General features: G+C 37.5%; 15 protein-coding genes. 9 read left to right on the top strand and 6 right to left on the bottom strand.

Annotated features, from left to right (window positions below; translation table 11 throughout):
• Nucleotides 1-404 precede the first annotated feature (404 nt).
• Both SAGCYANO_RS09810 and SAGCYANO_RS09815 read left to right on the top strand, forming a co-directional pair.
• Complete coding sequence (locus SAGCYANO_RS09810; protein WP_237396023.1) at nucleotides 405-1,607, top strand: transposase; 1,203 nt, start codon at nucleotides 405-407, stop codon at nucleotides 1,605-1,607.
• Nucleotides 1,608-2,317: 710 nt separating this feature from the next.
• On the top strand, nucleotides 2,318-2,791 hold the full coding sequence (locus SAGCYANO_RS09815) for an RNA-binding protein (protein WP_202219903.1): 474 nt from the start codon (nucleotides 2,318-2,320) through the stop codon (nucleotides 2,789-2,791).
• A 1,044-nt stretch (nucleotides 2,792-3,835) separates the two neighbouring features.
• On the opposite strand, the gene crtB is transcribed toward SAGCYANO_RS09815, so the two are convergent.
• Complete coding sequence (crtB, locus tag SAGCYANO_RS09820; RefSeq protein WP_202219904.1) at nucleotides 3,836-4,774, bottom strand: 15-cis-phytoene synthase CrtB; 939 nt, start codon at nucleotides 4,772-4,774, stop codon at nucleotides 3,836-3,838.
• Nucleotides 4,758-6,215, bottom strand: a complete 1,458-nt coding sequence (pds, locus tag SAGCYANO_RS09825; RefSeq protein WP_237396025.1) for a 15-cis-phytoene desaturase — start codon at nucleotides 6,213-6,215, stop codon at nucleotides 4,758-4,760. The genes crtB and pds overlap by 17 nt, the downstream gene beginning before the upstream one ends.
• Nucleotides 6,216-6,809: 594 nt before the next feature.
• Here pds and SAGCYANO_RS09830 point away from each other — a divergent pair.
• The 7 genes from SAGCYANO_RS09830 to SAGCYANO_RS09860 all read left to right on the top strand — a co-directional run bounded on the left by SAGCYANO_RS09830 (nucleotide 6,810) and on the right by SAGCYANO_RS09860 (nucleotide 14,024).
• Nucleotides 6,810-7,064: a helix-turn-helix domain-containing protein gene (locus SAGCYANO_RS09830; RefSeq protein WP_202219905.1), complete on the top strand. Its 255-nt coding sequence runs from the start codon at nucleotides 6,810-6,812 to the stop codon at nucleotides 7,062-7,064.
• Nucleotides 7,025-7,204: a hypothetical protein gene (locus tag SAGCYANO_RS44490; protein ID WP_237396032.1), complete on the top strand. Its 180-nt coding sequence runs from the start codon at nucleotides 7,025-7,027 to the stop codon at nucleotides 7,202-7,204. The genes SAGCYANO_RS09830 and SAGCYANO_RS44490 overlap by 40 nt, the downstream gene beginning before the upstream one ends.
• A 147-nt stretch (nucleotides 7,205-7,351) precedes the next feature.
• A complete protein-coding gene (locus SAGCYANO_RS09835) occupies nucleotides 7,352-7,705 on the top strand; it encodes a transposase (protein WP_202219906.1) in 354 nt (117 codons plus the stop codon).
• A 264-nt stretch (nucleotides 7,706-7,969) separates the two neighbouring features.
• Entirely contained in the window at nucleotides 7,970-8,149 is a 180-nt protein-coding gene (locus SAGCYANO_RS09845; protein WP_255502519.1) for a transposase, read from the top strand.
• A 418-nt stretch (nucleotides 8,150-8,567) separates the two neighbouring features.
• The gene (dnaK, locus tag SAGCYANO_RS09850) at nucleotides 8,568-10,583 is read left to right on the top strand and encodes a molecular chaperone DnaK (protein WP_202219909.1); all 2,016 of its coding nucleotides are present in this window, start codon (nucleotides 8,568-8,570) and stop codon (nucleotides 10,581-10,583) included.
• A 447-nt stretch (nucleotides 10,584-11,030) separates the two neighbouring features.
• On the top strand, nucleotides 11,031-12,041 hold the full coding sequence (locus tag SAGCYANO_RS09855; protein ID WP_202219910.1) for a DnaJ C-terminal domain-containing protein: 1,011 nt from the start codon (nucleotides 11,031-11,033) through the stop codon (nucleotides 12,039-12,041).
• A gap of 1,833 nt (nucleotides 12,042-13,874) precedes the next feature.
• Nucleotides 13,875-14,024 (top strand): hypothetical protein, encoded by a 150-nt coding sequence (locus SAGCYANO_RS09860; protein WP_202219911.1) that lies wholly within the window; start codon nucleotides 13,875-13,877, stop codon nucleotides 14,022-14,024.
• An 807-nt stretch (nucleotides 14,025-14,831) separates the two neighbouring features.
• Here SAGCYANO_RS09860 and SAGCYANO_RS09865 read toward each other — a convergent pair.
• From SAGCYANO_RS09865 to SAGCYANO_RS09875, 4 genes are all read right to left on the bottom strand, one after another.
• Nucleotides 14,832-15,545, bottom strand: coding sequence for a formylglycine-generating enzyme family protein (locus SAGCYANO_RS09865; RefSeq protein WP_375339909.1), 714 nt, complete (start codon nucleotides 15,543-15,545; stop codon nucleotides 14,832-14,834).
• Nucleotides 15,546-15,548: 3 nt separating this feature from the next.
• On the bottom strand, nucleotides 15,549-15,716 hold the full coding sequence (locus tag SAGCYANO_RS50190) for a hypothetical protein (protein WP_375339910.1): 168 nt from the start codon (nucleotides 15,714-15,716) through the stop codon (nucleotides 15,549-15,551).
• 1,179 nt (nucleotides 15,717-16,895) lie between these two features.
• Complete coding sequence (locus SAGCYANO_RS09870; protein ID WP_202219912.1) at nucleotides 16,896-17,585, bottom strand: glutathione S-transferase N-terminal domain-containing protein; 690 nt, start codon at nucleotides 17,583-17,585, stop codon at nucleotides 16,896-16,898.
• Nucleotides 17,586-18,366: 781 nt separating this feature from the next.
• On the bottom strand, nucleotides 18,367-19,068 hold the full coding sequence (locus SAGCYANO_RS09875) for a glutathione S-transferase family protein (RefSeq protein ID WP_237396028.1): 702 nt from the start codon (nucleotides 19,066-19,068) through the stop codon (nucleotides 18,367-18,369).
• Nucleotides 19,069-20,643: the final 1,575 nt, after the last annotated feature.

The raw sequence follows: 20,643 nt of genomic DNA on the forward strand, positions 1-20,643 counted from the left end.
GATTATTGACTTATGGTTATGATAAGTTTATACTGGTCAGATAAAATATTTTCTGTTAAAAAATCAAATATCTAACATGAACATTTCCGGTTTGCTGAGAAAATAAGGTAAATATTATTGTTAAGTTAAGATTTAGTCTTCAACAGTATGGACTATACTAAAAATAAATATACTATTCAACAATTAAATTGCTTGAACTTAGCAGGCTTTAAAGTTATATTTATAAGTTAGGGGTAAATACAGAAAGCAAAAACTTATCTAAAGTTCATCAAACTTACTCATAATTATAGCTATCAAACTAAAATGAGTAATTTTGCTCAGTTGTCTATTCATTGAGTCGTTATCAGCTACAATTAGGATATGAAGCTAGTTGAACGTCATGTTATTACCAAATCACATTATTTGTGGTCAGAAATAGACCACAAGGCTTTTTGTCGAAAAATTTATTCAATTTAGCTAACTATTATTATCGCCAACATTTCTTTGAAAACAAAAAGAAACTAAGCTTTAATCAACTGTATCACCAGGTATCTAAAAGTGAAGATTATCAAGCTTTACCTACCAAAGTAAGTAAGCAAATAATCAGAAGATTAGACTCAGCTTGGAGTAGTTATTTTGCGGCTTTAAGAGAGTGGCAAAAACAGTCAAATAAATTTTTAGGGAAACCAAAAATCCCCAAATATAAACATAAAACAAAAGGCCGAAATATTCTGCCCTATCCTGATGAATCAATATACAAAAAAACCTTAAAAAAAGGAATTTGTCATCTGTCAATGAGTGAAATAAAAATCCACACTTCACAGACAGAAATAATAGAAACCAGAATTATCCCCAAAAGTAGCTGTTACATCATAGAAATAGTATATGAAAAATCGGAGTCAACAACAGAAAATCAACAAATAGCAGGAGTAGATTTAGGAGTAAATAATTTAATAGCTGTAACTACAAATCAAACAGGAACTACACCTCTGTTGATTAAAGGCAGACCATTAAAAGCAATTAACACCTTTTATAATAAACAACGCTCTTATTTACAATCTCAATTAAATAGCCACAATCAAACTAATTCTCATCGGTTAAAAAAATTAACTCACAAACGAAATTGTCGAGTAGAAAACTATCTCCATACAGCAAGTAAAAGAGTAATAGATTGGTGTATCAACCATGAAATAGGAACCTTAATTATTGGGCAGAATCAGACTTGGAAACAAGAGATAAAATTAGGGAAAAAGAACAATCAACAATTTGTGAATATCCCTCACTATAGGTTAATAGAGATGTTAAGGTATAAAGCCCAACTAAGAGGAATAAAAGTAATAATTACCGAAGAATCCTATACATCTCAATCGAGCTGTTTAGATGGGGATGATTTACCGAAATATGGAGAACAAAAACCGAAATTTAGTGGAAAAAGAGTAACAAGAGGGTTGTATAAAACCAGAGAAAATAAATTATTAAATGCAGATGTAAATGGGTCGTTGAACATTATTAAAAAAGTAATTCCTGATGTCTTAGACCAAGGAATAAAGGGTTTGCCGTTTAACCCTGTAGTGGTTGATCCACTACGAATGACTAGACTTTCAGACCTTCTCGTTCAGTTTGAGTAAGTTTAGTTGAGCGGTAAATGCAGCAAGCGAAAACTTCTCTAAAGTTCATTAAACTTACTCATAACTATAGCTATCAAACTAAAATGAGTAAGTTTCAGTTGTCTATCCATTGAGTCGTTATCAGCTACAATTAAGCTATGAAGCTAGTTGAACGTCATGTTATTAGCAAATCACATTATTTGTGGTCAGCTTGTGACCAGAAGGCTTTTTTGTCAAAAAATCTGTTCAATTTAGCAAATTACCATCCAGCGCCAATATTTCTTTGAAAACAAAAAGAAACTAAGTTTTAATCAACTGTATCATCTAGTCTCTAAGACTTATGATTATCAAGCTTTACCAACTAAAGTTAGTCAGCAAATAATCAGAAGATTAGACTCAGCTTGGAGTAGTTATTTTGCAGCTTTAAAAGAATGGCAAAAACAGCCCCATAAATTTTTAGTCAGACCGAAAATTACTTGACTAAAAAGTTTAAGAACAACCCGATCGAATCAGATTATCTGCTAAAGTTAACAAAATTGGAAAATGAGAGATTGTTTCACTTTATTATTAAGAGTAAATAGTAATATTTGTCTCAGGTTTTTCGCACTTCAGAGTCAGGATCGGTTTTTTCGAGTGCCCTCTTCTTTCTTTTGTTTGTGTTCAGTCAACCTCAGTTTACAAAGTTTTTGTTTTATTGTAATTAAGCAACTCACAGTCTGGAGGAAATTAGTATGTCAATTCGTTTGTATATAGGTAATCTACCTAAAGAAGTAATGGAACGTCAAGAACTGCAAGAAGTTTTTGCCGAAGAAGGTGATAGTGTGATCGCTAAATTAATCACAGACCGTAAAACTGGAAAGTGTCGTGGTTTTGGCTTTGTCACAGTCAAAAATGATGAACAAGCTGACCAAATTATTGAAAAGTACAATGGTCATCAGTTTAAAGAAAGTCCTTTGAAAATTGAAAAGGCTTTGCCCCGTTCTAAGAATAAGAACGAGTCAGAAAAGACTGAGGATGAGTCAAAACCAGCTAACAAAAGCAGTGGCAAGGCTAAAAAGTCTCGTCGTGAAAAGGATAAAGGAGCATCTAAAACTACCAGCAGTACTTCTAGTTCTAGTGGAAATGAAGCAGTTCAGCCAGACCCCCGTTGGGCAGATGCGTTAGCAGAATTGAAGCAGCGTTTAGCAGCTACCACTAATTCTTAAAAAAACAAACAGCGTTGCTGAATAGCGTGTATGATATTCATCTTAATTACTTAGGAGTCAACCCACCCCTCGCCCCTCCCCTCCTGGGAGGAGAACCGAAAATCACCAACGCCAAACAAATAATTAATAGACTGTTTGTAAACAAAAGATTAAGTAGGGTGTGTGACAGCACCCTTACCATAAAATCTTAAGTTTATACAGTAACTTTGAGGCCTTCGATTTAATAAATAAATCAAAGGCTATTTTTTTTGACACTCTCACCGTTAAATCAAAAATTATAACGGGAGATTCTTGTTTCCCAGATTCGTAAGCTTGGTAACAAATCAAACAAGTTGAGTTGTACCCCCGCTACTACCATCTCCACAAGCTTTCTTACTCTGTCTTTACGCGCTCGGGAACCTCAGCGCAGGCGGTGCGCTTTTCTTTAACCGTGTGCCCCACGGCGATTAAGCACTGTAACTGATGCTTCCTTACAGCGCTTTTGCTCATTGATGAACCACATCGCCATAACCAAAAGCACAGTAAGGACGCTGCATACAACGTCTAAGTGCCAATGCCATTCGCCCCTACTGTGGTCTACTGAAATGAAAACCGCTGTAATTTACCCCTCAATAAACTTACCACTTTGAAATACCGAATCGCCGTTAAATCAGCACGATTATAACGAGAGTCCTCTTTCAAAATTTTTGATAGTTTAATCTTTAACTAAGACAAGAAAGGTTTCAGTTGATTAGTTATAGATGATTCAAAATAACCATAAGTTATAAGAAAAAATTCAGGCGTTGGTAAAGCGCGTGTATGATATTAATCCTAACTCTTTAGGAGTCAGGAGTCAACCCACCCCTAACCCCTCACAGGAGGGGAAGTCAGGAGTCAGGAGTCAACCCACCCCCAACCCCTCACAGGAGGGGAGAAAGAAGAAGAAACCCCGAGTAGAAGGAGAAAGTTTTTTGGTTGCGTAAAGGTCACGGAGTTCTATCGCACTCTTATCTGGACATGGTATCATACCTCAAATTACCAACGCCAAAATTCAAAAAGAAAAACTTATAACACTTTCGATCTAAGTAATGCTATGGGTAAACATACTAACTTTCGAGGGGTAGAAACGTAAGCTCGACGGTTGAACACATCATATTGATTGCGCTCAATAGCGTCTAAAATTTTACTGTAAAGCATGGAAGCTGACCAAACAGGCCAACGAATATCAGGATTTAAACGCCTAATACCTTTTTCTGCATCAATAAAAAACTTGCGTGCCCTATTAATCTGAAACTTCATTAATTCTCGCCAGCGTCGATCAATTACACCATTCAATAAATCTTCTTCAGTATAATCAAACAAGGCTAATTCTTCTAGAGGAATGTAAATCCGACCCCGACGAGCATCTTCTCCTACATCTCGTAGAATATTGGTAAGTTGATTGGCAATTCCCAAAGCGATCGCCTCTGATGTAGGAGATTTCATCTGTTGGTTTCTATTCCAGGGAGCAGTAAAACTCGATCGCTCGACTCCCATAACTGGCATAGTCATTAAACCAACTGTACCTGCCACTCGATAACAGTAAAGCTCCAGTTCCTCAAATGTTTCATAGCGACTGCGGTAAAGATCCATTTGCTGACCCGCTATCATATCTCGAAATGGTTGTATGTCTAAAGGAAACCTGGATAGAGTATCTACCAAAGCTACATCTGTATCTTCTAGTGGATAGCCAGCAAAGATAGATTCTAGATGTTTTTCCCACTCTTGGAGAGTTTCTGTAGTTGTAGTACTTGACATGGGTCCATCGACCAGTTCATCTGTACGACGACACCAGACATATATTGCCCATATCGCCTTACGTTTAGCTTCTGGCATTAACTGAGTACCCATGTAAAAAGTTTTAGAATAGGTAGCTGTGACTTGACGACACAGCTCATAAGACTCTTCTAGTGATACCAGAGATGAACGAGTCATGCGCTGAGAAGATTTAGACCGTTGCAGCATTCTTTGCTGGCTTTGGAGTTGTTGGTTGCAGGTTTGCATGAGATTCAAGGTTAGTAGAAGCGTTAGCGGAGCTTGCCTTAGTAATTGCCTGCGCTGTAAGCTTTCCAGAAAGTACAGCTCCTTCCATGCTGGCTAGATAGCGCTGCATAGTATAGTCTCCTGTAAGGAAGAAATTTGCAATTGGTGTTACTTGGGAAGGGCGACAGTCTTGGCGACCGGAGGTAGCTTTATATACAGAGCGGGGCGTTTTGACAACGTGAGATTTCAACAACTTAGCTGGAGAATTTCCTGTAAAGTGATGGGGAAATAATTTTTCCAACTCTGCCATTGTCGCTGCGACTATTTCTTGGTCGGATTTAGAAATCCAATCTTTGGCGGGTGCTAATACTAATTCCAACATGGAACGATCGGGATTAGCATATTCGCGACAAGTGTTACTCATGTCTGCATAGACACTTAGTAGAGGTGAGCGTGAAAACAGTAAGTGGTCTATATCTGTGAGTTTGCGATCAAACCATAGATGTAGATTAATTACTGGTACACCTTCAAGACCATTGAGCTTTTGGAAGTATTCCATCTGCTGCCAAGGTTTGGGCAACATTACTTTTAGGGGATCGACTGGCATTGCTGATACATAAGCATCAGCAGTTATTACTCGATCTTCGGCTCCATTTAATCCTCTGATTAGAAATCCATTGACTTTACCATCATCGTTCAGTAAAAATTCTTTGAGCGGTGCATTTAACTCTACTTCTCCACCTCCCTTAGTAATATAATCTACCAGAGGTTGACATAATCGCTCTGTCGGCGAACCATCTAAAAAGGCCATTTTAGAGCCATTTTTTTCTTGGAGAAAGCGGTTTAGAGCCGTGAGAATTACAGTTGAGGATATTTCCTCTGGTCCAATAAAATTCAACGCTTTTGACATGGCGATGAATACTTCTTTCTCTACTCTCGGAGGAACATTCTGTTTTTTCAACCATTCCGAGAAGGTGTATCTGTCCATTTTTTCTACATATTCCTGGCCTTGAAGCATAGCTGGAATCAGACCTATGCCAAATCTAATTTTTTCTGGCCAGGTTAGCATATCATTATTGCGGAGAATAGCCACAACTCCATTCAAAGGTGCTGGAATATCAGGAAAATCAAATCTAGAGTATGTTCCTGGTTTTTCTGGCTGATTAAAAATCATTGTATGCTGTTTCCATTGCAGTCTATCCTCTATATTTAGTTCTTTGAATAGCTGCAACATATTTGGATAGGCTCCAAAAAATATATGTAGACCGGTTTCGTACCAGTCTCCTTCCTCGTCTTTCCAGGCTGCTACCTTTCCTCCAAGAACGTCCCTTCTTTCTAGGACTATTGGAGTATGACCCATGTCTGTTAGATATTTGGCACAAGAAAGACCGGCTAGTCCCGCTCCCGCGATCGCAACTCGCATTTACTTGGTAAAAACCTCTTTAATTCAATTTACTTTTTTTTATTATTATTAATACTTTACAAGTTGTTACAAATTTCAGCAACATCTCATCTGTTATTTTTTGTTTTTGCTCTACATACTTTTGACAAAAAGTAGACAAGTGTGGTAATGTTACAGCAAAATAAGTAATATAATCTAAATATCTTAATAAAACTTAAAATATATACTTAAATTTGCTCTTGAATATCAATAACAGATTAAGATTAACAGACTAAGGGTCAGAGGCGATCGCTAAAAAAAATTAAATTTATAATATGGAAAACAAAGGCCAAGTAATACATAAGGGGGTAGAGAGCAGAATACAAATCCTATAAGTTCAATATATGTGAGGGTTTTAGCAAGGAAGTCTCGATTGTAGTTGTACCTCTAACAAAAATTAACCTTAGCTGAATCGCCGAGAAGCCTCACACCATAATATCCAGATTTTGCGGATGAATCGGCAGCAAATTGAATGGGTTAGATGGCCATTCAATTTGCCGACATCTTAGCAGAAGCTTTTGCCCTGATTGAAAAACTTGTATGATTATCTTGCCATAACCCAGGAAATTTTCCACCATGGGGACTGCCTACCAATATAAATTAAGGCCTAATAAAGAACAGTTAGCCACAATAGAAATGTTGTTGGAATTGTTGCGTCGGCAGTACAACTATCGGTTGGGTGAAAGATTCTCATGGTGGTCAGAAAATCGCTGCCCTGTTAACGCCTGTCCCAAGGTGCATGCCAATTCCTCAACTAAGAGACCATCCAGATTATTACTCTCAAAAAAGATTTGGTCAATACTAAAGACAAGTTTCCTTCCGACAAGCTAATTCACTCTCAGGTGTTACAGGATTGCATAAAACGGGTAAAACTTGCCTTTGATAGATGGTTGAAAGCCGACAAAAATGGACATAAATTAGGGAAACCAAGATTTAATGGAATTGGACGTTACCGAATAATTAATAATTAATAATTAATAATTAATAATTAAATAATTCGCGCCTTGAAGCCGACCCTTTTAACGGGAAAAAAAGTGCTAGGATATTTCCTTATATTCAATTCCGTAACGGTTAAAACCCGAGGTAATTATCAATTATCCATTATCAATTATCAATTAATGAACGGAGATGAATGTTATGCTCAAATAAAACTTGACTGCATTCAAGGAAATAAAATCAACTTACCTAAAATAGGCAATATAAAGTTGATTCAACATCGACCGTTACCTGATGGTTTTCAAATTAAAATAGTGACAATGAGTCGTAAAGCAGATGGTTATTATGTAACTTTATCCCTAGAAGAAAAATCAGTTCCAGCTTTAACAAGTAAAGTTGAACCTACATTAAAAAACACTCTAGGAATTGATATGGGGCTGAATAAATTCTTAGTAACAAGTGAAGGAGAGTCTATCCCCATACCTCAATACTATCGAAAATCTCAGCAGAGATTAAAGACTCTACAAAAACGTTGATCTCGAAAGAAAAAAGGAAGTAAAAGGAGGCTCAAAGCTGTCAAAGCTGTAGCTAAACAACATAAAAAAGTTGCCGATCAACGTAAAGATTTTCATTTTAAAACAGCCAATGAATTGTTATCACTCATCCGAAGTTATCGCCCAGACGCGGAGCGGCGTGCCGGAGGCAAACTTAAACATTAAAGGGCAAGCATTGACTCGTTTGAGTAAATCAATTAACGATGCGATTTGGGGGTCAATTCCTGTATATTTTAACTGTTAAAGCTGTTAGCGCAGCTCCGACCCAGGAGGCAAATGCTGGAGGTGAAAACCATAGCAGTGAACCCCAAAAATACTAGCCATGAATGCTCAAACTGTGGGGAAAAAGTCGATAAAGAATTAAATATACGAACTCATTCTTGCCCACATTGTGGTGTTGTGATTGACCGCGACTTGTTTGCGTAGCATAACCTAGGAAATGCAGCGATAAATATAAAAAATAGGGGGTAGGGCCCAGACATCTTTAAAGCACGCGCTTGCCCGACGGGATACCGGGGCAGCGAAACGAGAAGTCCACACAATGCGCGTCAGCTTAGTGTGGGAGTATGTCACTCCATTTTCAAGTTTATAGGCAGACAGAAGGCAAAAATATATTTAATTATTCCTTCAAGCTTTTTAGATGGGGATGATTTGCCAACACAAGAAGATCCAAAACCGAAATTTAGTGGAAAAAGAGTAAGTCGATCCACTACAAATAACTAAGTTTTCAGGTTTTTGAGTAAGTTTGAGTAAGTTTAGTTGAGCGGTGAGGCTATCCTCAAAGCTTAAGAAATTTGACAGGATAGAATAATCAACAAAAGGACAGAATAGAGAAAACGAAGCCATGGGCAAAGTAGTCGGCATAGACCTGGGTACAACAAACTCCGTAGTCTCCGTCATGGAAGGCGGAAAACCTATAGTGATAGCTAATTCAGAAGGAATGCGGACAACTCCATCTGTAGTTGGCTTCACCAAGGAAGGAGAACGAATAGTAGGACAAATGGCCAGAAGACAAACTGTTCTGAACCCTCAGAACACTTTCTACGGGGTCAAACGATACATTGGACGTAAATACTCTGAACTATCTCCAGAGTCAAAGCGGGTTCCCTATACAATTCGCCGGGATGAATATGGCAATGTCAAAATTAAATGTCCTCGGATGAAACGAGATTTTGCTCCGGAAGAAGTCTCAGCAATGATATTACGGAAGCTGGCAGATGAAGCAAGTCGCTATTTGGGAGAAGAAGTTACAGGAGCAGTAATTACCGTACCAGCCTATTTTAATGATTCTCAAAGACAGGCCACTCGTGATGCAGGGACAATTGCGGGTCTAGAAGTCAAAAGAATTCTCAATGAACCAACGGCTGCATCTTTGGCTTATGGGTTAGAGAATACAGAGAATCAGGTAATTTTGGTTTTCGACTTGGGTGGAGGTACATTTGATGTATCAATATTAGAGGTAGGAGATGGAGTATTTGAAGTTAAGTCCACGAGTGGGGATACCCAATTAGGGGGTAATGACTTTGACCAACGGATAGTAAATTGGTTGGCAGAACAATTTCTAGAGACGGAAGGAATAGATTTAAGAACGAGCGATCGCCAGGCGTTACAACGGTTGATGGAGGCTGCGGAAAAAGCTAAGATAGAATTATCTGGGGTCGGAGTGACGGAGATTAACTTACCCTTTATTACGGCCACAAAAGATGGTCCTAAACATTTGGAAACTAGGCTGACTAGGTCTCAATTTGAAGGACTTTGTGGAGATTTAATTCCCAGAATTGGACGCCCTGTAAAAATGGCATTAAAAGATGCAGGTATTAATCCTTCTATGATTGATGAAGTAGTATTAGTGGGTGGTTCAACTAGGATTCCTTTTGTCCAAGATTTAGTTCGTTCTCTGATAGATATAGAACCAAATCAAGGGGTTAATCCTGATGAAGTTGTGGCTGTGGGAGCGGCTATTCAGGCCGGAATTTTAGCTGGGGATGTACGAGATGTGCTGTTGTTGGATGTCTCTCCATTATCTTTTGGCTTAGAAACTATTGGTGGGGTGATGAAAAAACTTATTCCTCGGAATACTACTATCCCGGTGCGACGTTCTGATATTTTTTCTACTTCAGAAAATAACCAGACTGTAGTTGAGATTCATGTTATTCAGGGAGAACGAGAAATTGCGGCGGAGAATAAGTCTCTGGGAAAATTTAAGTTGACGGGTATTCCTCCTGCACCACGGGGTGTGCCACAGGTACAGGTGGCTTTTGATATTGATGCTAATGGTATTTTGCAGGTGACTGCAATGGATAAAACTACTGGTAGGGCTCAAAGTATTACTATTCAAGGGGCATCGACTTTAACTCAGCAAGAAATTAATCAGATGATTCGGGATGCTGAAAAATTTGCTGAAACAGACCGACTCAGAAGGGAGCAAGTAGAAAAGCGTAATCGTGCAGAGGCTTTGGCCTTTCAAGCTGAACGACAGCTCCGGGAGGTGGCCTTAGATTATGGTATGCAATTTGCTGCTAGGAGTCGTCAACGGATTGAGATGTTGATTAGAGAGTTACGGGATAGTCTGGAGAGGGATGATGAGCGGGGTATTGATCGGGTGGGAGTTGATTTACAGGATGCTCTGTACGATCTGAATCGTGAAGTTTCAATTTATACTTCTGAATCTGAGGATGATGATTTCTTTGGGTCTGTACGTCGGAGTATTTCTGGAGAAGACCGCAATCGCAGGGAACGTTATGATTATGATAGTAGGATAGATCGTAGGTCTTCGGATCGAGTTAATTATAGCAGACCGACTAGACCTAATCGTTATTATCAGAGTGATGATTGGAATGATGATGATGATTGGTTGTAACAATTTTGGATTTGACGGGGGGTAGTTTTGTACTTAGTTGCAAGATATGGCTAAAATTAAAAGTGAATTTATTACTGTGAATGAGTTGTGAAGATTGGAGAATTTTCTGGGTAAATTAGTGACTTTCTATTATTTTTCTCTAAAAGTGAGAAGGTCATTTCAGTTATCAGTTAGTCCCATAAGGTCGGAGCTACGCTAACAGTTAGCTTCATAAGGTCGCAACTGCGGACTTCAGTTATCAGTTAGCCTCCTGTGGTCGGAACTTTGTTAACAGTACCTTTTGCAATAATGAGGCTTGAAATTTGGAATCTTCTCTTTTTTTATCCCCTTAAAAGGGGAGGCGCATACCCAGAATTTTTCGGTAAGAATTCTTAAGTATCCTACCGTTTTGCCTCAAAAAGTTATAGAAAATATTGATAGTTAAAACTTATAAGTTTAAGTTAGCAAATGCAAAATTTTCGGAATTATTATCAGATTTTAGATGTTTCTAGAGATGCTTCGGTGGATGAAATTAAGAAGGCATATAGGAGACTGGCGCGACAGTTTCATCCAGATGTAAATCCTGGTGATAAAGAGTCAGAAGAAAAATTTAAAGATATTAATGAAGCTTATGATATTTTATCGGATATAGAAAAACGGACAGAATACGATAAGTTTATTCGATATTGGAAACCTAAAGGAATTGGGGGTAGGGTAGGGATACGAGTTCCTGATTTTAGGAATTGGGATAATCGTGATGAAAATGGGCGAAGAAATGAAAAAAATTCAGATGTTAGTGATTTTTCAGACTTTAATACATTTGTAGACCAACTATTAGGTCGTCGCCGTGAAGTTAGAACTCCAGTTGCTTCGACAGTACCAAAAACTCAGACTTCTAATGTTTATCGTCCTGGTCAGAAAAAGAATACTTATAAGGCAGCAGAACGGGAAGTAAAACGGGAAATAAAAAAGGATATTGAGGCTAGATTGACTTTGCCTTTGGAAAAGGCTTATGTGGGAGGGGTTGAAAAAATACGTTTGGAGGATGGGCGTTCGATAGAGGTGAATATGCCGATGGCGATGGTTAATGGTCAAAGAATTCGTCTGAAAAATCAAGGTCTGGGTGGGGGAGATTTGTATTTGAAGATTACGATCGCTCCTCATGATTTTTATCAGTTGGAGGGACCGGATATTTTTTGTGAGTTGCCTATTACTCCTGTGGAGGCTGTTTTGGGTGGGGATATTGAGGTGCCGACTTTGGATGGTTGGGTGAAGATGAAGTTGCCGGCGGGGGTTTTTTCTGGTCAACGTTTGCGGCTTGCGAGTAAGGGGTATCCTGATGGGAGGGGTGAGCGTGGGGACCAGTTGGTGGAGATTAAGATTGTGACTCCGAAGGAGCCAACTCAGGAGGAGTTGGAGATTTATCAGAAGTTACGGGAGGTTGAGAGGTTTAAGCCGAGGAAGGATTTGCCTGTTTGATTTGAGTTTTAGCTGTGCGGTTGGTTTGAAGATTTATAACTATTTTTCATGTCTCTTTTTCTTATTAAGTTGAATAAAAAGTCATGCGTAGGGGCGAGCAAACCCCAATATATATATCCTATCGCGGTTTTTGAGTGGATGCAACCTCATTCTCCTCCTAATTTTTTTGAGCTTCAGAAAATGACTAGGTTCAACTTAAATTTCAAGAGGAGTCCCGCGCTTTATCCGCTGATTCAGGGTCGGGAGGAATTTTTGAGAGCAAATAAAAATCTGTTTCACTTTTTTAGTTGAATAAAAAGTCATGCGTAGGGGCGAACAACCCCCAATATATATATCCTATCGCGGCTTTTGAGTGGATGCAATCTCATTCTCCTCCTAATTTTTTTGAGCTTCAGAAAATGACTAGGTTCAACTTAAATTTCAAGAGGAGTCCCGCGCTTTATCTGCTGATTCAGGGTCGGGAGGAATTTTTGAGAGCAAATAAAAATCTGTTTCACTTTTTTAGTTGAATAAAAAGTCATGCGTAGGGGCGAACGAACCCCAATATATATATCCTATCGCGGTTTTTGAGTGGATGCAACCTCATTCTCCTCCTAATTTTTTTGAGCTTCAGAAAATGACAAAGTTAAATATTTTGACTATATATAGTCATAGGAAGTTAGGAAGTAGGAAGCGATCGGGCAATCTTTCTATTACTTGTCTATTATTTAGGATGATTTTTTTTGAAGCGGAAGGAAGTTTTGGAAAAGAATTGAGAATTTTGTACAAACCACGCTTAACGAGACTTTGATATTTTTGACGGTGAAAATGGCTTCAAACTCAACGGTAGCAAGGAAAATACGAAACTCAGGCTAAAAATTGCTTTTTGCGTAGCATGACCCAGGAAAATCTAGATATATCAAGAAATAAGCTATTTTGACGTTAAAGTATTACATAGCAAGAGTTTAAGGCTTTTTTTAAGGCGTTTTTTTGCTAAAGTCCCGTTAACTCGCTTACCACTAAAACTATATTTCAGTTGAATTATCGGCATTTAACGAAGTCAGAAGTCAGAAGTTATTTCTGTAACGGGGATTTGAGCAACTCTCCAAAAATATTTCGCCATTTCCCGGCGGGGTTTTAAACCCATATTATTTTGATACCCACATTCCGCACTTCAAGAGCGTATCATTAAAAGTAGTATATAAATCTGTAGTTTGGTAAGTATTTATACTATGCAAATCATCTCAATTACTTTTTTCGTTCACCAAATTCCGAGTAAAAAATTTACGTATAAATACTTGCTATATTTGATTACTCAATCGCGGCAGCTATGATTTTCTTCTAAAATTCTGTCTCGAGCTCTCCTGACTGCTGACTCCTTCTTCGGTTGCTACATTTTTTGGTGCGGAATGTGGGTTGATAAACAGGTATCTTGTCTCTCCAGCTCTTACAGCAGTTTCGGAGTTAGTGAGGTACAAAATTTTAGGACTTTAGGCAACAGCTCCGGAAGGCAACAGAGAATTAATAAACTTTACCTCACGCTTCCTAAAAAGTGCTGTCAAAGAAGTTAGTTTCCCACTTACCGAAAAATTTTGATGAGTAAATCAAAAAAACTGCTTATGTCCGAAAATTAGGCTGGTATCTCAATAACTGATAATTGATAATGAATAATTGATAATTACCTTTCCCTAAAAGGAAGAGGATTGAATAAAAGGAAAATATTTTCTCTCTTGGTCGATGGTGGGACAGCTCCGAGACTTGTTCTTGCAGACCCGCTCCGAAGATCGCCATCCCACCCAACGGGTGCGCTCCGAAGATAGAACTCCGTTCCGAGATACGCGAAACGCGACAGCGTTGCGTTACGCCAGTTTTGCGTTGCGCCAGCTTTGCGTTGCGCCAGCTTTGCGTTGCGCCAGCTTTGCGTTGCGCCAGCTTTGCGAAGCAAAAGCAAAAGCAAAAGCAAAAGCAAAAGCAAAAGCAAACGACCGCTTGTTTCTCCTTTAAAGGAGAGGCTTTAAACCTTAATTATTCGGTAAGTTTTAGTTATAGCTTTTAGTCTTTTAGTTTGAAAATTTTTAATTTTGTCATCAACCTCTGACAAAATCGGAGAAAAGTTTTCCCAATCAGCTAACGAAGTTTCAATATTTTTAGCGCTTTTACTCGATTGTGTGATACTCTAAATGGTAGTAAAATCCAAGGGTAAGTGTTGCTTAAAAGAATTTTGAGGCTGCAAATACCTATCGTGTCGTTGTTTTTAGAGGCGATCGCCTGAATTTATTTGACGATGAATGACTAATTTTTCTCTCCTCATTTTTCGGTAGGTTGATAGATTGAGCGTTTTGTGGTAATGAGGTGGAAATCTGTATTAGAAACTTGCCTGTGGTTTGTTAAAATTCAATTTTTCAGCAGTAGGAGTATTTTGCTTCGGTGCGCGAGCTAGATGCTGACATTATCAACACTTCACCTAGTATAAGTAGACAGACCCCTATTAGCTGGTACTTTACTTTTACGGAAGTCAAGGTAGGTTCGGAAAATCTAAATAGGTTAACCATGAATATAAAACAATAAGTATTTGGCTACCCTATTAGCTTTGCTTAGAGATTACTTCTAGGGATTAAATTAAAAAGCCAAAGCTCGGCTGTCATTGCGAGGAAATATTTCACCATAATTTCTCACGCCTAGCCATAAGACCCCCGAAGCAATCTTTTTTCCTACACCCCTCCCAAAACTCCTAAATCTCTAAAAAAAATCGCGACCGCCGAACTCGGGAAAGGAAGAAAAAATAGGAAAAAAGGACAAAGGGGAAGAATCTTAGGAACGAACAGGAAAAACCAAAGAGGCAAACCAGACAATCCGAAAACCCCAGTAGTCGCTACAGCAGTCGCCATTGACCCAGTCGCGACACCCACTCCGGCAAAACCAAGAATAGTAATTCCAGCTACCGCCACGGAGCACTTTTCCAGTACTATTACCCCCACTTTCCCAAGCACTTCCATCAGTAGGAGCATTATGATAATTATCATGCCAAACATCCAGACACCACTCATATACATTTCCGTGCATATTGTATAAACCAAAAGCATTGGGAGGAAAACTTCCCACATCAGTTGTTTCTCCTCGATATTTTCCTTTAGAGGCATTGCCATAAGGAAAATTACCGTGGTAATTAACTAAGTCAGACGTTATAGTTTCGCCAAAATAGAAGGGAGTAGTTGTCCCAGCACGACAGGCATATTCCCACTGACTTTCACTGGGCAGTGTGTAAATTTTGTCAGTTTTTTGAGATAGCTTTTGACAAAATTCTTTAGCGTTGTACCAGTTCACAGTTTCTACTGGGCGGTTTCCTCCTTTAAAGTGAGAAGGGTTTTCTCCCATAATGGTTTGATATTGGTTTTGAGTAATGGGATATTTACTCATATAAAAAGGTTGAAGGGTGAGTGAATGTTGAGGGTTTTCATCACTGTGTCTTTCTGCTTTATCTTCGGGCAACCCCATGAGAAAACTGCCTGCAGGAATATAAACCATTTCTCATTGAATATGATTACCCAAGTTTTCTATTTTTTGCCTGGCATTTCCCTGGGTACGGTTAATAATTTTGCCAGAGTCGTTGATAGTAACTACCTCAAAATTAAATACTTCTTCTTTAGAATAGCTATGAAATTGAACTGGTAAAAATATTACATAATACTGTGCCACGTTCTACGAGAAAAACTAGGTAGTAGGGCATATAATTTAATTTTTTGGATAAACCAAAGCTTCAAAATCTTGACTTGAAATATTTTTGATAATTAGGGCTTGCTGAATAAATTTCAAAGCATTTACAGGTAAAGGTTTTAGATTTTTTAGGTCTGAAATACCTTGGTTTTCAGCCCTTCATGCTCAAAGAAAGAGCGTATTTTGGGCGAGAGTTGGGCAAAAAATTCTCCCCTACTCCCCTACTCCCCTACTCCCCGCTCCCCTACTCCCCGCTCCCCTACTCCCCTACTCCTTAAAAAAGACTTTTGAGCGCAAACCCTAATTAGCCTACCCAGAATTTTAGCTAATACCAATTTGATAAATGTTTGCTACATTTTCTTAAGCGGGGGAGTAGGGGAAAATTCAACAATAAATAATTAATTATTACCTCTCCTTGAAAAGAAGAGGTAATTAGGGCTTGCTGAATATAATTGTAATCAATACCTGTAATACCAAATTGATAAATTTTTGCTACAAATAGTTAGGATATTTCTTAGGAGTCAGGAGTCAGGAGTCAGGAGTCAGAATGAATTACTTCAATACCAGTTTTGAGCTAGGAAATTCTCTTTGATGTCAAAGGGACATCTCCTTTAAAATCTTTTAATCACGCTTATTATTCGTAACATTATTTTTTCAAAATAATCTAAATAATTCCAGGGTTAAATATTGCTGAAAAAGTGCATTTTTTTGTTCTTGTAGTATAAAAATGCTAATATTTTTTTCCTGAAAATGCCGAAAATTTTGCAGTAGTAGATAGTCTAAACTGTTGCTTTACCGAATTATTAATAATTAATAATTAATAATTAATAATTAAATAATTCGCGCCTTGAAGCCTCCCCTTGATCGGGGAAAAAGCGGTCGAGGGATGGCGTTTGCTATCGCAAAGCTGCGCTAAAAGCGGAGCGGCTCTGATAAGAGCGGTCTCCTCGCCATATCCAATCGACCAAGAGAAGAAATAATATTTCCTTATATTCAATTCCGTAGCGGTTTTAACCAGAGGTAATTATCAATTATCCATTATCAATTATCAATTAATGAAGGAGCTATTGCCTGTTGCCTATCATTACCATCAGACTTTTTCAGCAAACCATAATTATTAATTATTTATTGTTGAACTACCCTACAAAAACTAATAATTAATTACTGCTGAAATTGACGAGCGCCGAAAAGATTTTCCCTGGCTTTTTCATCAAACTTCTTTGTCCGACTCTCACTCAAAACTGCTAAACCACGAGTCACTGCAGGTCGCTGACTAATAGTTTCAAACCATCGTTTTAAATGAGGAAAGTCTGATAAATTTTGTCCTTGTTTTTCATAGGGTACTATCCAAGGATATATTGCCATATCAGCAATAGAATAATCTCCCGCGACATATTCTACTTGAGATAATTGTCGATTTAATACTCCATATAAACGGGATGCTTCATTGGTGTATCTTTCAATTGCATAGGGAATTTTTTCCGGTGCATATTGACGAAAATGATGAGTTTGCCCTAACATTGGGCCAACACCTCCCATTTGAAACATTAGCCACTGAATTACTGTGTAGCGATCGCTTGGGTTATGGGGAATAAAACGACTTGTTTTTTCAGCTAAATAAAGCAAAATAGCTCCTGACTCGAAGATAGAAATAGGATTGCCATTGGGTCCATTGGGGTCAACAATGGCTGGCATTTTATTGTTAGGGCTAATTTTCAAATATTCTGGCTGAAATTGGTCTCCGGCGGTAATATTAACTGGAATTAAGTTATAGGGAGTTTCTGTTTCTTCTAACATAATAGAAACTTTCCAGCCATTAGGAGTAGGCCAGTAATATAAGTCGATAGTCATAATTTAAAAAAGCTCCAATTTTTTTGAAGTTTGCTATTAAAAAGTCTTTCCTGACGGAATGCTGCGCAAACAGGACTTCAGCAATCAGCAGTCAGCTTTTTAGTAGGGGATTTAAACCCTTCCTAAAATTAAGCGAATTAATAGAAGTCGGATATTTAAACCGTAAGTATTCAGCCGTCAGCATTCAGCTATCAGCGATGAATTATTAACTCATTTCTTACCACATAATTGCATGGGTCCACAACTCAAGCGAGTCTTTCTTGTACTTCAATACTCTGGTTAAAAATGTAGTAGAAGTTAAAATAAAGCTGGCTTCATTCATTAAAAAGCTAGTAAGCATTCAGCTAGCTCGCATTTCCGTTTGTCATGCTCCGCAAACAACAATCAGATGCATGAAAATATTCAAACAATAACTGAGGTTAGGTTATGGGCAATTTAATTAATGAACTTTAGGAGCCATGTAAGAATAAGTTGTACAAATTTTATCTGTGATAAATTGTGAAATATAGCTTCCATTAAAAAAACTGTTCAAGTTATTTTTACACGACTACTTAATTCTACTTGGTAGATAATTCCCTTCTAGTATGATAATTAGTTTATAACACATAGCTAATAGCTGATGGCTGACTGCTGAATGCTTACAAAGCGGAGAGCTGATTACTAATAGCTCAATGCTTACTTTAAACCTAAGCTTTTCCTGACGGACTGCTCCGCAAACAGATACCTAATTATATGCGCAAATTTTTAGGCTGATAGCTGACAACTAATAGCTGATAGCTAGTTAATTGTAACCAAGACTTTGACGTGCCAGACCGTTAAATAAATCGAGCATTTTTTCCCGCCACATATTAACAGGGTCGTTGGTTTCTAATAATTTTATGGGGGAAATAGAACGAGCAAATTGAAACCTAGCAAATATAATGTAATCGGCAAAGTTTGGTTTTTCCCCTGCCAGGAAAGGCTGTTGATTTAAAGTTTCTTTTAAAGGAGAGAGGATGGTTCTAAAATTATCAATTTGAGATTGTTTTACTTCCTTAAATTCTTCTAGTGTTTTGCCTAATTTTTGTTCGCGATTTTCTCGAAAATAAGCTTTATCTTTGGCATCTATATGTTCAAATACATTGTAGATGAGGATTGGTAGTAAGGCTGGGGTCAAAACTTTTTCATCCCAATTTTTGATAAATAAAGCTTGGGCTTTTGCTTGGGAACAACCCAATAAAGAAGGTTGATTTGGATAAGTTTTCTCTAAGTAATTGGCAATATTCCAAGAGTCAAAAACTACTTGTTCGCCATCAACAATTATAGGTACTTTTTCTTGACCTGAGAAAGCGATCGCTTCTTTTTCAGTAAAGTGCCAAGGAATTCTTTCTACTTCAAGTTGTTTATGGGCTAGAGCCATACGAATTCTCCAGCAGTAGGGGCTAAAAGCTCTGTTATTTTCTGCCCCCACTAGGTCATACATTTTGATTTTCATAGATGCCATAATACTTACAACTTCTCTATCAAATATAACAGATTTTTTGCTTGTTAATCAGTCATTTTTTTGTCAATATGGAGCTATTTTCATAGCAATAATTAACTAATTTTTTCAATCTTTGATTTTTCTACTACTTAAAACAATAGTCATAGCGATTAGGATATAGACTGACAATTATCTTTATATAGGGAAATGATTTTCCTACTGTTCCCTGTTCCCGGCTAGATTTTGGCTTGTTAATAAATAATATTTTTGTCAATATCGAGTTATTTTTACAGCAATAATTAACTAATTTTTGCAATCTTCGATTTTTCTACTACTTAAAACTGACTATAGCAATTATCAAAAAGCGTGAGGTAGAAAATTTTAGGTTGTAGGGAATAGCTCCATCAGGTAAGAAAGAAAAGCAACTGTACCTCAGTAACTTGAGAAAGGCTATAGTATTATTTCTGTTGATTTCGCCTTTCAGAAGGTAGGCTTTCTTATTCTTGATAAATGATAAATGGAAAAATAGAGATAATTTTAGAGATGCTAGTATTGTTTTTAGCAAAATTTTTCTAACAATCATTTTTATCGGTTAAATAATGGTCAGTCATTTGAGTATATTTAACAATAATAATTAATCAGTATTCAATCAAAATTACAGTTAATTTTGATGGTTAGGTCAAACAGGTAGGAGAAACTATTTTTAGATTCATTGCTCAATTAAACAAATATATTTTTTATTCCCTACTACTTCAGGGCAAACGGCAGTTTTGCTGGGTCAGAGCTTCCGCTTTTTTTGGCTGAATATTGTGCCAATATATTGCCGATAAAAATGGCGATCGCCAATATAGTGTTTTTATTTGAGATGTAAATATAGATTGAGTTTTTTTCTGATAAAAATGTTGTTTCTAGCGCTTTATATCCTTGTTTGTTACCGAAAAATTAAGGTATACCAGTTTGATAAATCTTTGCTACAAATATTTAGGTTACTGCTTAAAAGTCAACCCACCCGCGCCCCTTCCAGGAGGGCGAATACCGACTCATAATGAATAGATTTTATACCATTTTTTATGTAGTAATTTATCTTTTTCGTCCAATAGATATTTCCTACAAATTATTTTAATACTGCTTATTATTTGTAACATTCTTTTTTCACGCTTGGTAGTATAGAGCCTCTCCATTCATGGAGAAAAAAGCGGTTGAGGGATGGCGAGGAGACCTCGCCATATCCAATCGACCAAGAGAAGAAAAAATTTTTTTTTAGCCAATCTTTCTATTACAGAAGAGGTAATTATTAATTGTTTAAGAATGGTAGTTGTATGGAACTTTCGTAAGTCAGAGGGAAGACAGAATTTGGAAGAAGAAAGAAGTATTGAATAAAAAAGTAAAAATAATAAATATAGCAGGGAACAGGGAACACTTAACTGGGAACAGGAGAAAAGCATTTCCCTGTCTGAAGCTCATCATCAACATAAGTCCTAAGCAACTTGTTCGTTGCTATATAACTATCTAAAATGAATTAGAGAAACTCTTTTTAAGTCTCTCCCATTGAGATGCACCTTTTTGTAGCATTCTTTTTTTAAATTGGCTTGACAA

This window comes from Okeania sp. KiyG1, from assembly GCF_014132355.1.
Lineage (GTDB): Bacteria > Cyanobacteriota > Cyanobacteriia > Cyanobacteriales > Microcoleaceae > Okeania.